A 16325-nucleotide genomic window follows, 5' to 3' on the forward strand; every position below is an offset into this window, starting at 1 on the left:
CGGCGAAGAACCCGACCGATTGTTAATACAAGGTAATATTGAAATTATTTTCAACACCATGGGAATAGTCGGGACTGGAAAGTCCCGACTATTAAATATCAATATTTATTTGGTTGAGCCGGCGGGGATAATCTTGCCCATAACCGGCGGAGTTTCACAATTCGGCCAACCAGTGGGAGGATCAACTGGAGGAGGATCGAAAGCCGGGTCTACAGGATGCCACAAAGGTAGGTAATCAGCACACCACGATATTGCCTGCGCACCCCTGAAATAGCCTACAAGCTTGATCACATCGCTGCCCATTACTATGCAGTCGCCATTAGCATCTGCCCCAGCCCAGAAGTATGGATTGCCAGCCGCTGGGTTATACATCAAACATGGAACCGAAGTAGGCGAACCCTTAAAGTAGTTAACCAAGAAAGTAACATCACCGCCGATTACTCTCGGTATCCACAGACCCAATGACTGGTTGACGTCGCCAGCCATATAATAATAACCTGCTGCCACTCCGCATGGCGGGTCAAGGTCGGCGCATAGAGTGTTTGCGGTAAAGCGGTTTTCTGTTGGGCAGTCCGCTTCAAGAATGTCGTCAACGCAATCGCCCGTTTCATTATCACAACAGGAACCGACAACAGGCGCTTCACATGGCGGGTCGAGATCTATACATAGAGTGTTTGCGGTAAAGCGACTTTCTGCCGGGCAGTCCGCTTCAAGAACGTCATCAACGCAATCACCCGTTTCGTCATTACAGCAAGAACCTCTAACAGGCGCCTCGCATGGCGGGTCGAGATCGATACATAGAGTATTTGCGGTAAAACGGCTTTCTGTCGGGCAGTCCGCTTCAAGAACGCTGTCAACGCAATCACCCGTTTCGTCATCACAGCAAGAACCCAAAATTGTTCCTGTTGAAACAGTGAAATGAATCGGAATGTTTGCAGAAGGAATATCTCTATCATTTGACTGCAGATAAAGCATGCCTTCATATATGCCTTCTTCCAATTCGGTCGCATCGCATGTTACTGTTACCGTATCTGAAGTATGAGGAGCTACTTGAGAGCTGGATTTGTTAATCCAGAGCCAGTTGCTTGAAATGAAGTTAATAGCCAAACCGGATGTTATATAAGGCTGATTGTAGCAAACCATAAGACCGTCGGTGCCATCGCTGTTTTCTATTCCGACTGTTGCCTGGTTAACATCGGGTCCGGATGATTCGGAATATTGATAGACTATTTTGCCTGAACTTAGTAAAATGATTTCAAAAGTAAAGGAACCATCGTCATGATAATGAGGAACATCCACATAAGAAATAACGCAGCTATCTGAATTATTCGTGTAGAAATAAGCATTGCCACCTGAATTAAAATTAAGGTCATCCCAGTAAACTGCTAACATATTGTTTGGCGTTGAAATATTAGGGATAGTGCCGTTTTCATAGGTAGTGCTAGTGCTTGAGAAGGAAACATAACCATTCGAGTTAACATAAAATGAATTGTAATCAGTGCCGTAATAGTTGAAAGTAAAGCCAATTGAATATGGTCCTGCCATTGTTTCATCGCCCATGCCGGGAATAAGCGAACCATGAGTAGTTATATCAACCCAATTGTAGACCGGTCCGCCAGGTTCATTCGAATCTTCCCAAGTGTAGCCGTATGTGTCAGGACCGCCGCTGTCAAGTGTAAGCGGTGGGTTCACAGGTTTAATACCATGCTTCTTTGCGCCTACCGAAGTGTGCTTTATTTCGGCTGCAGGCACAGGTTTAAGGGTATTTGTCCGGTTAGTCGTTAAAGAACTAAACATATCCGAGGCTACCGAGTAATGCAAATATCCATCGCCATCATTGTTGATGATTAGGTAATCTTCAACCTGCTGGCCGGGTTCACAATATGGATTAAATACGCTGGGTGAATAAGACATATCAGGCAGAGCTCCTAAACCAACAGCCGTTGTTATCTTGATAGCAAGTCCGGCTTGCAAAACAGTGGCGCCCGGATGATAAGTATTGTCGTATTCATACTGGATACCGTCATTCTGATCCCAGTTTTCAAAACCAACCGAGGAATATGATTCGGGGTGAGTTGAACTGCTGCTGTAGTCATCGTTATTGACTACATTATATTGGAATACAATCTCGCAATCGCCAGTGGGAGTAGGATGCATTGCCGGATCATAAATAATCATCTCGAATGTTTGGGACGAGCCGGTTCTCGAATGAGTCATTTCGCTCCATTCAATTATAAACCAGCCATTGGCAGCATCATGATAGGCAAATACTCCCGCGTGAGAATTGTGTTCATCGTAAACTAAGTCATCCCAAAACGGCGAGATTTGCGCTCTGGCGTTGCCGGGATCAGGTATCGGCCAGTTTTCCCAGTTGTACCAGTATGTACCGTTAACATCAAAGGAGTTGGTATCGAAAGCGACAAAGCCGTTTGTGCAGACAATCATGTGTGTGTAATTTTCACCATAATATTGACATGTAAACGGCAGTGTATATAAAACAGAGACATCATCAGTATCGGGCATTGCTACTCGGTTTAAGGAACTGTTAATTTCGATCCAGTTATATACAGGCGCTGGCAAGAAAGATATATCTGTGTTGTCATATACATAGTAGCCGTAATCATCAGGTCCGGAGGGGTCAAACGAATTAATTGTGCCGATAACCTGTGAAAAAGAAGCTTCAAAAAGGATATCATCCATGTCAATCATATCAGCTGTGAAATTAATGGTGAAATTCACATTGCGGCCATTGAAAGCGCTGTCGTTGACTGTTATATTAAATGGCGTTGTAGCATTTTGACCGGTGCCGCCTATATCGACATTACCGAAATTGCCGGTATTGCTGTTTATCGTGATGTAGGAGTCTAAGCATGATAGTACGCCGGTGATATTTTCGCCGGCTAAGCCGCCTGCATTCTGGAAGAACAGAACCATATCGGAAGTGCCGCCCGGGTCGAGCTGGTTGTTGGGGTCCCCGGGATAACTAACATTAACAGATATCGGTTTGATGGAATTAATTTCCAAAGCAACAACAGCATCCCAATCAGCTTCATTGGCGTCGATTGATAAATCAAGCAGAATAACTTCGCCATGCGGTATATTACCGTCAAGCTCGACAATAAATTGTCCGTTGGCAAAAGCGCTGCTGCCGCTGGCGATATTCGGATAAGTTTGATGAGATGTTGTTACCGTTGCTCTTGAGTCGCTTGATGATAAATCTGCGGTGATGCCTGTGGCATTTTGCGATGAGCCATAATTGTGAAGCCTTACATTAATGCCAAGGATTTCGCCCGGATTGGCATTGCCGTCGCTGTTGCCATCCGAACCGCCGCTGTTATCGTCATCAATAGCAGTGCTGTCGGCGCCAAGAGCCACAGTCTGCGCTGTTGATAGGCATTGACCTATATGAGGAATATAATCACGAGCCGTTACAGTTACGAAAATAGTGTCATCATCAGTGTTATCGAAATGCAAAGTAACATTGCCCGAGGCGTCTGTCCAGTCGCCAGCATAAATCTCTTCGCTTGGCTCATAACCTTTGACTAAATTGACATAAGCGTTTTCCAATGGAAAGCCGCCGTCGGTTGCGTTTACAGTAAGGAAATTCGTGCCAACCGGAATACTTGACGGGTAGGTTACTGTCATAGATTGAGGGATTTCTGTCCTTACGGATAAAGCTGGGTCTCCTAAAGAATTATAGGTATTGAAATATTTTTCAACGTATCCTTCTTCTCCGGTAAAACGAGGGAATGTATTAAAAACGCCCATTTTCCCCATGACTACCAATTGGGCAAAATGATACATATCCTGCTCGAATAGCGCCCAGAAGAAGCCTGTCAAATTCGGGTTGTTCCAGGCAGTATGAGTGCCCGGATCGGTGCTGCCATAGAAACTCACGCCGCCCCTTGGTATTGTCGGTGTACCGGCGCGCAGCCAGGCTTCACCGAAACAATCAGAGGAACCAAAACTGCCCGTACCGCATACGACAGATACCATAATGCCTGCAATTGTCGTATCATTTCTCAAAGAATAAATATCTGAAGTATGATAAGATGGGTTATACCAGCCGCTTGGTCCAGCCCAACCGCGATAGGATACATAGGAAACGCCATTATTTATAGCGGTATTGATTGTACTCCAATTAGGGCATCCACTGCCCCAATCGAAAACTGTATCGACCTGAGTGTAGCCGTGATCCATAGCTAATTCGCGAACCCAGAGATTCGCCAGTCGAGGGGAAGTAGCATAGATATTTCCAGCTACACCTAAACCGCGTTTCCACCAGCCTGGATGAGTTACATTTGGAGTTTGTTCATACTTTAGAATCTTGTTAATAACTGTTCTCAACTCTGTCATGTCATCAACAGCCATTCTCGCAACCAGAATATCGGAGATGAAATCATCGCCATCCATTAACGAATATGGATGATCCGAAGCATAGCTGCCATAACCATAATCGGGAATATCATTCTCCGCATCGCCGACGATTAGAACATATTCGGGAGGGATATCCCAGGTGTTGTAGGCGTTTTGAATATAATTGAAAATTTGCGTTGTTGTAGGGGAGCCGCCCGGATTAATATCCGATTCAGTTGCCACAACAGTAGAATAGCCCTTAAGATGTTTCCATCTGCCAAAAACAGCGATAGTATCGTCAAAATTGTAATTTTCAGGCGTTAAAATTAAGTAGCCGCCCCTGATAACATTATAATCACTTAACACCTCTTCAGCGTTTGCAAATATGTTCTTATAGATAGGTAAAAACGCTTCCGAGATATTGTCATCACGCCTTATTTTAACATTTCTATCATCAAGCCCTTCATACACAAGCTCATATTCGATGCTTGTATAAACTCTCATTTCCCTTGTAACCGGATTATATTGAACAGGGTAAACAATAGTATTAACAAAACGGAAATCTCTTATAATCATCGGTTCGCTGATTTCAACAAGTTCGCCAGGGTAGAATTCATCTTGCGAGTATCCCGCCATGTTCTTTGTAAACGGAACCAATTCATCGCTTCCCTCAACAGTGAATGGCTGTAGGGGAGCGATATCAACATCACTAATCGTTTGATATTCCGATGAAATAATATTTACACTGACACCCGACCTGTCGGGGATAATAATGCATTCTGAATATAGGGGCAAATCAGGCATACCCTCTTCACCTATACAACCAAATTGTTTCGGATTAGCCGCTAGTATTCCAAGACTGGTATATCCGGGTTGTGCCAAATTGGCATCTTCCATTTCAACCCCGCCTAATTGGAATGCTGCAGCCGTAGCTGAGTTCGTAGAATAAATTACCCGAGAATTTTCGATGCTCTCATAATCAGCCTCGAAAACTATCTCGTTTCCTGCCTGAACCAGACTAAATACGGCTAACAGCATGCATGCAATCAGTAATGCTTCTTTTCGCATAAGTACTCCTGTTTAAATTAATAGCAACAAGTTTCATCCTTCTCCAAAAACGCCCCTAAATCCCCTTATGACTTATGCGTATACCCCGAAATATTCAGTTTTTATTTACTTAATAACTACCTTATCGCTTTAAAAACGATGTTCTGGTAAAAGTCTGAGTTAAACAATAAACAGACATTTGATTAAACTACTCTCACTGAAGTTCACAAATGAAGTTTAATAATTTATAGTATCTGAATAATATTTGAGATTATTGTCTCAAATATTCACAACAGATGTTTTTCGAATAGCCTCCTTCCCTTAGGAAATTATTTAATATCAATAATCCAAATAAGATTTAATTCTATCTTGAACTTCCTTTAATAGTTCTCGACTTCCTTATAACGTCTTTGCCGGAACGTAATCTATCCGGCGGCGGAGTTTGAGGACACCATAATAGTTCAGAGTTAATGGATCTGAAATATGAAATAAGATATGATATATCGGAACCCAAAACCTCGCAGCTGCCATTAACATCAGCGGCGGCATAAAGCCAAGCATTAACAGCATCATTCCAACAGCTATCAGGCGGATTAGCACCAATATCTCTGAAAAAGCGCATGCCGTAAGTGGCATCAGCTTCAGTAACATCGCCATCGCCATTGAAATCGCCCGGCACATAATCGCAAACGCCCGGAATGAAAACGTTAAATATCAGCGGCAAATCAAGCGATGGATAATCGATGTCGTTTGTTGTAATATGAAGTATGCCTTCATAGATGTTTTCTTCAAGGTCGGAAGCATCACAGGTAATGGCTATGGTATCGACGCTGTAAGGTTCGAGAGTATTGCTGGTTGGATTAACAGACAGCCATCTGATAGCAGAGCTAAATTCTATCGCTAAACCGGGTTGAACATAAGCGGCATTATAACAAACCTGAAGGCCGTCATTGCCGGTAGCATTTTCGATGCCGATGGTTTCCTCATTGACATTTGAACCGGTAGCTTCCTGATACTGGAATATTATTTTGCCTGATCTCAGCAAAATAATCTCGAAAGTGAAAGAGCCGTCATTAGAATAATGCGGCACTCCTACATAAGAGATGATGCATGTATCGACGCCGTTATTGTAGCGATAAGCATTGCCCCCGCTGGAAAAATTCATATCATCCCAGTAAACCGCCAGAATATCGTTTGGCGTTGAAGTATTAGGAATAGTTCCATTATTGTAAGTTGTGCTTGTGTTTGAAAAAGCAGCATAGCCATTAGAATTAACCCAGAATGAATTGCAATCATTGCCATAATAACTAAAGGCAAACCCGATGGAATAGGGCCCCACCATTGATTCATCGCCAAGACCGGTGATGGGTGTGCCAATAGAGCTAATATCAATCCAGTTATAGACAGGACCGCCAGGCTCGTCAGAGTCTATCCATGTGTAGCCGAAATTATCCGGTCCGCCGCTGTCTAAGACAACAGGTGGATTATAGGGTCCGTTAAAAACATCTGATTTTGATTCGAGAACAGCCGGCGCTGGCGCAGGTTCTGCTTGATGAGCTATTTCAGCCGGCTTAGTTCCGCTTATAAACAAGTTGTCAATCATCTCCGGCGCTATCGCATATAAAAGATAACCGGCGCCGTTATTTTCGATAATTAATTCAGTCTCGACAATCTCGCCAGGCTGACAAGCTAAATCAAAGCTTTCCGGGCTGTAGTCCATATCAGGAGGCGCAGCCAATCCGGAAACAGCGGTGGTTATTTTTATAGCTAAACCATCTTGAAGAATTGCCGCGCCGGGATGATATACATTATCGTATTGATACTCAAGGCCATCGTCTTCGTCCCAGTTTTCAAAACCAACCGATGAATAGGCTTCCGGGTGAGAAGAACTGTTGTTGTTGTCATCATTGTTAATGACATTATACTGGAATACAATCTCACAGTCGCCGGTTGGAGTCGGGTGCATTAATGCGTCATAGATGATTATCTGGAATGTTTCCGGCGAGCCGGTTCTTGAATGAATAAAACCGCTCCATTCGATTATAAACATTCCATTGGCGGTATCATGGTATTTGTAAATTCCATTAATGCTTCCGCTTGATTCCATGTCATCCCAGAATGGTGAAATCTGTCCGCAAGCATTGCCGGGATCGGGTATCGGCCAGTTGTCCCAGTTGTGCCAGTAGCTGCCGGCTCTGTCATACGGAAGCGTATCTAAGGCGATAAAGCCATTAGTGGATACAATTATTTTACGGGTAATCTCACCGTAGTATTTGAAATCGAAAGGCAGACTGACTATTGTTGAGGCGTCGTCATTATTAGGCATGGTTATTCTTGTGCCGCTTCCGCCATATTGCGGATTTATCTCAATCCAGTCGTATATGGGAGCCTCGGAGAATCCCATATCAGTGTTGTCATACATATAATAGCCGTAATTATCCGGTCCAATCGGGTCATAGGAACTGATAGAACCGATAACTATGGAGAATGTTTTTTCGAATAATACATCATCCATATCAGACATATCTGATGTAAAAGCAACGGTGAAATTGATATTCCTGCCGTTGAACGCCCCCGTATTCACAGAAATATTAAACGGCGTCGAGCTATTATCTCCCGACTGGTTAATATCAATATCGCCAAATTGCCCGGTGGCATTGTTAATGGTAACGTAATTATCCTCACAGCTAAGCGCGCCTGTAATCTGCTCGCCGTCAAGACCGCCAACATTGGTGAATGATAATACTATATTCGATGTTTCGCCCGGGTCTATGCGGTTATTGGGATTGCCGGGATAGCTTACCTCAACCGAGACGGGCTTTATCGAGTTTATATCAAGAACGACCACAGCCTCCCAGTCGCCTTCATTTGAAGTAACTGCCAGATTAAGCAGGATAGTTTCGCCATGAGGGATATCCTGGTCAAGCTCGACAATAAACAGTCCATCAGGCAAAGCGCTTTGACCGTGATTGATATTCGGATATGTCTGATCACCTGTTATAATAGAAACAGCCGGGTTATCGGATGTCAACGATGCGTTGATTCCGGTAGCATTAACCGAGGTGCCGAAATTCTTAAGTCTTATATCAAGACCAAGTGTTTCGCCGGGATTAGCTTTGCCGTCATTATTGCCGTTAGTGCCGCCGGCATCGCTATCATCGATAATTAAGCTGTCGGTTCCAAGAGCGACAGTTTGCGAAATTGACAAACAATGCCCCATATGCGGAATATAATCCCGCGCCGTAGCGGTAACGAAAATCGTATCGGCGGAAGTATTAGTAAAGTGTATGATAACATTACCCTCATTATCAGTCCAGCCGCCGGCATATATTTCCTCGTTTATGCCATAGCCTTTAACTAAATTCACGTAAGCGCCCTCAAGCGGAAAGCTGTTATCTGCGACATGTATGGTAAGGAAATTTGTTCCCACCGGGATATTAGCCGGATAGCTAACTGTCATCGTCATCGGTATTTCAGTGCGCACCTCAAGTTGAGGATCTCCAAGCGAGTTATAGGTGTTGAAATATTTTTGAATATAACTTCCAGGACTATTAAGAGAAGGATATGCCTCAAAGATTCTCCATTTGCCCATAAACATCAATTGGGCAAAATTATACATGCCCTTATCAAACAAGGCGGAGAAGAAGCCAACCATATTCGGGTTGTTCCAAGCAGTATGTGTGCTACCATCAGTAGTGCCATAAAAACAAGGGCCTCCTTTGGGGAATGTCGGCGACCCGGCGCGAATCCAAGCCTCGCCGAAGCATATGTTTGACCCGAAATTGCCAGTACCGCATACTATCGATGCCATAATGCCGGTCTTCCAGCCATTTGATAATCCGTTGATATTTGATACCGTATAGTTGGGATTATACCAGCCGCTTGAGCCAGCCCAGCCGCGGTAGGAAACATACGAAACGCCATTATTAATAGCTGTGTTGATAGTACTCCAGTTTGGCGCGCCGCTGCCCCAGTCAAATACTGTATCTACTTGAGTGTAGCCATGTTCTAATGCTAATTTCCTGACCCATAGATTAGTAATGCGGGGAGAAGTAGCATAAATATTGCCGGCAACTCCCAAACCGCGTTTATAATAGCCGGGGTCTGACATATCTGGTTCCTGCTCATACCGCAAAACCTTATACATAGCTGTGCGAAGTTCGGTCATGTTATCAACCGACATGCGGGCAAGGAAAATATCTGAGACATAATCGCTGCCATCGATAGTAGTATATTGATGATCTGAGGTGTAGCCGGAATACGGATAATCGGGAATTCGCTGGTCTTCATCGCCTACTATGAGTATATATTCAGGCGGCAAATCCCAGTTCTGATAGGCGCCCACTATAAAATTGCGAACTTGAGTATATGTCGGTGAACCTGTGGGCGTTATCTCATCGGATTCAACAATCCGGGTAGGGTAGCCTTTCAGATGTTTCCATCTTGCCAATGCTGCGATAGTATCTGCAAAACTCATGTTGTTGGGCGTTATAATTAAATAGCCGCCTCTAACCACTTCATAATCAGAAAGGATTAAGTCGGCATTGCTGAATACGCTTTCGTAAATCGGCAAAAACGCTTCCGAGATATTATAGTTGTTTCTAACCTTGAGATTTCGCTCATCGACGCCTTCATAAATCAGCTCATATTCCACCGATGTATATACGCGCATTTCCTTAGTTGCGGGATTATACTGAACAGGATTGATATTAGTTTGCACAAAGCGAAAATCTCTCATTATCATCGGTTCGCTTAATTCAACTAACTGTTCGGGGTAAAAAGCATCTTTCTGATAAAATGATTCATTAAACACAAACGACATTTCCTGCTCGCCCGATTCAAGAGCAAAAGGCTGAGAAGGCATCGCATTTATGTTCTGATAGGTTTCAAATTCGGATGAAATTATATTTACGCGTACGCCAGACCTGTCGGGAATAATCACAAAATCGGAATATACGGGAATGTTTGGCAATCCCTCCTGATGCGTGAATCCAAAATCGGAAAGCTCTGATTGAACAGGTAGAATTTTAGAAAATTCCTTGCCGGCAATATCGACAGGCTCAAGCGTCAATCCGCTTAATGAAAAACATATCGAGGTTTTCATATCGTTTGATAGCGTAACTTCGGCGGCTGTTTTTCCTGCGGAATCATAGGTAAGATTGGTACTTCCAAAACACAACACAGGAATAAGGATTAAAATAACTGTCATTAATTTCATTGAAATCTCCTCGAGCTAAAAGCATTCTCCATCAGTAGGCGGATTGCCGCCTCTGAAATAATTTACAAGATAAATAACATCGCTGCCTAAATTTAGGCAATCACCATTTACATCGGCTCCCGGATAAAAACCGTTAACCTCAATCGGCGGAGCTGATCCGCCGCGGAAATAATTAACTAAGAACGTAACATCCGAACCGATTATCGCCTCATCACCATTAGCATCTCCCGGCATATAAAATACCGTCAAAGTGTCAACTGTAAATTGAAACGGCTCGGAAGGATCAGAATAATTAATCCCATCAACTGCAGTTACCCGCCAGAAATATGAACCATTTTCAAGAGGCGCAACATTAGTATATTCAGATGGCGGCACTGCGGAATCACATTCAACTATACTGCCGAATTCAATATCTTCAGCAAGTTCGAAAATATAAATAGTAGTGCCGGCTGGCACATCCTGCCAGTCGAAGTCGATAAATTGCGTTGACAGTGTATCGCCATCTTCAGGCGTTTCTAAAACCGGCGTCGGCAATAGCAAGTCAATAGTAAAGTGAAACGGGGAAGAGGGGTCGGAATAGCGATACCCATCAAAAGCGGTAACTCGCCAGAAATATTCGCCATTCTCAAGAGGCGCAACATTAGCATACTCAGATGGCGGCACTAAAGAATCGTATTCTACCATATTGTTAAATTGAACATCCTCAGCTAATTCAAATATATAAATAGTAGTGCCGGCTGGCACGTCCTGCCAGTCGAAATTAATATACGGCGATGATAATGTGTCGTCATCCTCGGGTTCATAAAGCTCCGGTGTAGGCAGTATGAATTCAACTGTGAATGAAGCAGCTGGCGATGGAGCAGAATAGCCGTTGCCGTTATATGCTGCTGCTCGCCAGTAGTAAACTCCCTCTTCAAGAGAGGAAGTGTTCGTATATTCCGATTGCGCTGCCGTAGAATCATATTCCAGCAATGGATTAAATGATACATTATCGGCAAGTTCGAATACATAGCCGGTAGCGCCGACAGAGTTCTCCCAATCAAAAGTTATAAAAGCGGCATTAACCGTATCGTTTATTGGATAGATTAATACGGGAGTCGGCGGCGTTGGATTTTCAGGCTGAAGCAAGACATCGGTAACAGCAGGCACGCTCGAACCTACAGCTACACCGGAAATCGTTTTTGTATAGTAGCCATCCTTGATAAACCGTAAAGTGTATGTGCCCGGTAGAAGCAGACGGTGATAGCGGCCAAAATCGGGACGCGACAATCGCGGATTTATATCCTCGTTAATGTGTTCCAACACTTGCACTTCAGCCTCAAGCGGCTCAAGCGATATCGAATCCCTGATAATGCCGGTTATCCCCGGTCCCAAGGCTCGTTCCAGAAGGTAATACTGGCCGGGAAGATGCGCCGCTACTATCGAATCGACTAATGAAGTATCCTGGATTGTAGTGTCTGATATTTCCACTGTAAATGCCGCGGTGCCGAAATTACCGTAAAAGTAAGTCTTGAAATCGCCTTTGTTGACCAGACCGCGCCTGGCATCATACATCCCGCCGGGGTCGGATGTTGTATCGGGGATTGGCAGTATCAAAGATGTGAATTCTTCACAAATAGTATGCAATAAATCTTCATCAGGGCAATATCCATGACCTCCTTGACTGGGATACCAATACCATGGGTAATATGCACAGTTTGGTCTGCCATAAGTTGGAGTATGATAATCCATAGCAATAACCGGCCGATATTGCCAGCCAAAATCTCTCATAGCCCTGTTTTCTGATTCTGAGAACGGATAGTAGCCTTTAAACATCAGGCTTTCCGGCACATTGCTATTGGTGCTTCCGTCAATACTCCAACCGAAATCATAGTTGCGGTTGTTATCAACCCCGTCATGGTAATCGAAAACGCTGTTGGTGTCGTTGTCGCTTTTATTCTTGCGCCAATCAAGGTCGCCAGATTCAACAACGAGATGCCCTTCAGGATTGACAAATGGAATGGCAAATATTTCCATAGCCTGAATATAGCCTATAATAGTAGGATTGCCCTGGTCATACTTGCTGACTATATCCTGTACGAAATTTACGATAACCTCAACGCTTAGAAGTTCATCGGCATGCACCCCGCCATCAAGAAAAATCACCGGCTCGTCCTCATCGATAGATGGATTGTCCGATATTTTAAGTCTGAGCATTGGGATACTGTCGCGGGTTGAGAAGCCAAGCGTGTCTAAATATAGTATTTCCGGATGAGAATCCCGCAAATCGGTTAGCGTATCAAGTACTTCCTGATAAGTATGCCACTTATCATCTAAAATCCCCTGACTGAAAGCAAACCCTGACAACAAGATAACAAATATCATCGTTGGCAGAATCGTTAATAGAATTTTTGTGTAGTTGCTTTTCTCCCCGGGATAAATTGACATCTCAGTTGGCAATCTCATTTTATCCATCCTCCCTAGACCCATGCAGATTTAAAGCAGTTTTTAATGATTATTATTTAGCATAATCTTACTATATTATTTTGAAATATTGAATTGTTCTGTGCCTGAGACCTCATAGTAAAGAGTTTTTGAAAGGAATAATTTAAATACTGAGTATTTTGAATTATTCGCAGTATTTGAGTATTATAATACACCAACATAAACTCACTGAGGTTAACAGCATTATCATTAAACTTTATCAACCATAATTTAGTAAAAATATCATTATTTGTCAACACTTTTAATTGTATGTTGTGTTAGTTCTATAAATATCCATTATTTTAATTAAATCGGCGAAACATCAGCATTGGATTAGCTTTGAACGCAAATATAATGAAATATTTATCTCAAATTACGCATAACATCAATAATATTGTGCTATCGAAAGACTTTACGCGACAGCGTTTGCATAACGGTGATTTATTGTCAGGTGCGAGGACCTGACAATACTTGCAATAGTTTTATAACAGGCTAAAGCCCCATAGTCAAGCCTTTACGATGAGATATACCCAAACAGGCTTTACAATTAGGACAAAAATAAATACATCGCTTGCCTAAGTCACCTTTCAACTCCTGATAAGCCACTTTGGTCAGTTCTGCCTTACAGTGAGGGCAGATAGGTATTAAATCATCTCTTTTTTCAAGCACAAACATCACAGACCTCCAATCAAAATAGTTATCCGATAATAGACTTTAATACTTTATACACATCTGCAGCAGTTTTATTCAAGCTAAACTTCCAGCTTTCTCCATCCTTAAAGGAAACCGACTGGCAAGATAATGAAAATAGCTTTTTGAATCGCTATGCCCGATAGTTAGTTGTTGTAATGTATTACTGTTTAAAGAATTAACAATGCCGGAGGTGGGATTCGGTTCTAAAATATGTAATATAGAATATAGAGTTACGGTAACTGGGACATAATTGGGATGGTTATTGTCTTTTTTTTGTCAATCCCTTATTCCTTATTACTAATTTTAAAGCGTTGTTCACAATTCGGCCAGCCATCAGGCGCTTCAGCCGGCAACTCATCAGGAGTTAGCCAGGCCGGTTCATAATCAGTGCAATATTCAATAGTGTTTATTCCCTTGAAATAATTAACCAACCTGGTAACATCGCTGCCAATGATATTGCAATCGCCATTAGCGTCAGCAGAAGCCCAGAAGCCTCCTAAAAAACACGGCATGCTGGAAGAAGAACCTCTGAAATAATTAACTAAGTAGATTACATCACTGCCAATGATCGTAGGCGGCCAGAGACCGTTTGCCATATTTACATCGCCGGGAAGATATGCGAGAATCGAAATCGAATCGACTAACTCAAATTCTTGAATCTGCGACCATTCTGACCATAGCAGATTTTGGTTTCTATACCTGATGCGCCACCAGTATGTCTGGTCAAGTTGTAGTATTCCATTTTCTACTGATAGCTGAGTCAAATCAATACCCTCATTAAGATCGATTGGTTCATAAAATGGCGGGCCGCTATCACCGTATATGTTTTCCCAATCCCGAACGCTCTCCACAATTGGACTTGACCAATCATTCTGAACTTCCGTTAGTTGGAAATGAGAACTCATAATTGGCTCAGTGCCGACATCATAAGCAGAACCCATTAATGTAACCGGTTCAATTGCCTGGCGCGCCGGTTCTAAGGCATAAGGAGTTTCCGGCGGTTCACTGTTTCTATCACGGCCAAAGGAGTCAAATAGGACGTTATTCATTGGCATATCTTCATGTCCAAGAGAGTAGCTGCGAGCCATATAAGATTTATTAGTATTATCTATTTCTACTAATGTATAGCCATAATAATCATGAGCGCGATGAATCTCGGGGTAATCCGTTTGATTGTCGTACATGCCCCATCGAGCTAAAGCGCATCCACCGCCGCCTTGAAGTATTATCCTCAAATTGCTTTCCAAGCTGGCGCCGCGTTCATAGTTATGGGAATGCCCATAAAAGAATAATTCAACCTTTTCAAACTGAGACAGCAAAGGTATAACTTCATCTTGAGTCCAGGCAGTATTGCCATTAGGCCAGATTTCGCTGTGTCCCGGGTGATGAACAAATACAATAATCCAATCGATTTCATCATTATTATCCGAATCATTAAGCAGCTCCTCCAGCCAGTTAATCTGAGTTGCTCCCTGCGTATTGCTGTTAAGCGCTATAAATAACACCGAGCTAATTCGAAAAGAGTAATATAATTCGCCTTCAGACCCTCCGATTATTTCATATTTCATGTAATCATAATAATAGCTTGCCTCTGCTTCGTGATTGCCAATGCTAACCATAAAAGGTACTTGAGGTGATACCGAATTAATAGGATTAAAGAATTCAGCAACATACTGAGGTAATGATAAGCCATTGCCTACAATATCGCCAACATTGAGGATAACATTAATCTGATGATATACAGAATCGCCGTACAACTCAATAACCTTAGTTCGCATAGCATTTATAACTTCCGTATGCTGGGCTATGTATGTTCTGGTATCGCCAATAACTGCAAATCTAATATCAACGTCTTCGCTATTTAAAGGTTGCGAATGAAATGTTTCTATTATTGATACTGCCGTATCGCTAACGCAGCGGTAATAATAGTCTGTATTAGGCTCAAGGTTTGTCAGTCTTACAAAGTTCCAGATTGTAGCCTCATCGAAAAAATGATAATCGCCGGTTTGTGAGAATCCTAAGGCCGGAGTAGTTCCGTATTCTACCATTGGTTCGGTAGAGTCGGCTGAATGCCAGCAGACATATATTGAATTGGGCGTCGGTGTTTGCAAGTAGGGGGACATATGCGCCAATAGCTCTGTTGATGAAAAAAGCGCAGCAGAGATTATTATAACAATTATAATTATTTCAGGCGCGTAAAATCTATCAAATTTAATCATATTTAATCCTCTCAACAGTTAAGACTATATCTTTAAGCTAGCAAGTTAACTTCTAATCTTATAATAAACCTAATCAAGGGATAAAGCAAGTAGAAATATTTATAAATGTTGTCAAATATCAATGAGTAATTACACGGTTAATTGCCTGTAATTCAATGCGATAGTGTTGTACTCCAATAATTTACTTAAGACTGAAATCAACTGCCGGAGGTGGGATTCGAACCCACACGATCTTGCGAACACTGCGCCCTGAACACAGCGTGTCTGCCAATTCCACCACTCCGGCTGTATTAACAGCTATTATTATAGTAATTCATAACTATACCCGC

The 16325-nt window shown here is 42.7% G+C and carries 5 protein-coding genes and 1 tRNA gene; all 6 read right to left on the reverse strand.

Going from position 1 to position 16325, the window contains the following annotated elements; genetic code table 11:
* Positions 1-105: 105 nt before the first annotated feature.
* Entirely contained in the window at positions 106-5424 is a 5319-nt protein-coding gene (locus J7K40_08825) for a hypothetical protein (GenBank protein ID MCD6162501.1), read from the reverse strand.
* A gap of 343 nt (positions 5425-5767) precedes the next feature.
* Positions 5768-10621, reverse strand: coding sequence for a hypothetical protein (locus tag J7K40_08830; protein ID MCD6162502.1), 4854 nt, complete (start codon positions 10619-10621; stop codon positions 5768-5770).
* 15 nt (positions 10622-10636) lie between these two features.
* The gene (locus J7K40_08835; GenBank protein ID MCD6162503.1) at positions 10637-13066 is read right to left on the reverse strand and encodes a hypothetical protein; all 2430 of its coding nucleotides are present in this window, start codon (positions 13064-13066) and stop codon (positions 10637-10639) included.
* A gap of 510 nt (positions 13067-13576) precedes the next feature.
* Entirely contained in the window at positions 13577-13759 is a 183-nt protein-coding gene (locus tag J7K40_08840; protein ID MCD6162504.1) for a hypothetical protein, read from the reverse strand.
* 302 nt (positions 13760-14061) lie between these two features.
* On the reverse strand, positions 14062-15996 hold the full coding sequence (locus J7K40_08845) for a metallophosphoesterase family protein (protein MCD6162505.1): 1935 nt from the start codon (positions 15994-15996) through the stop codon (positions 14062-14064).
* Positions 15997-16198: 202 nt separating this feature from the next.
* Positions 16199-16282 (reverse strand) — tRNA-Leu (locus J7K40_08850).
* Between the last annotated feature and the right edge of the window lie 43 nt (positions 16283-16325).

The organism is Candidatus Zixiibacteriota bacterium, assembly GCA_021159005.1.
Taxonomy (GTDB): domain Bacteria; phylum Zixibacteria; class MSB-5A5; order UBA10806; family 4484-95; genus JAGGSN01.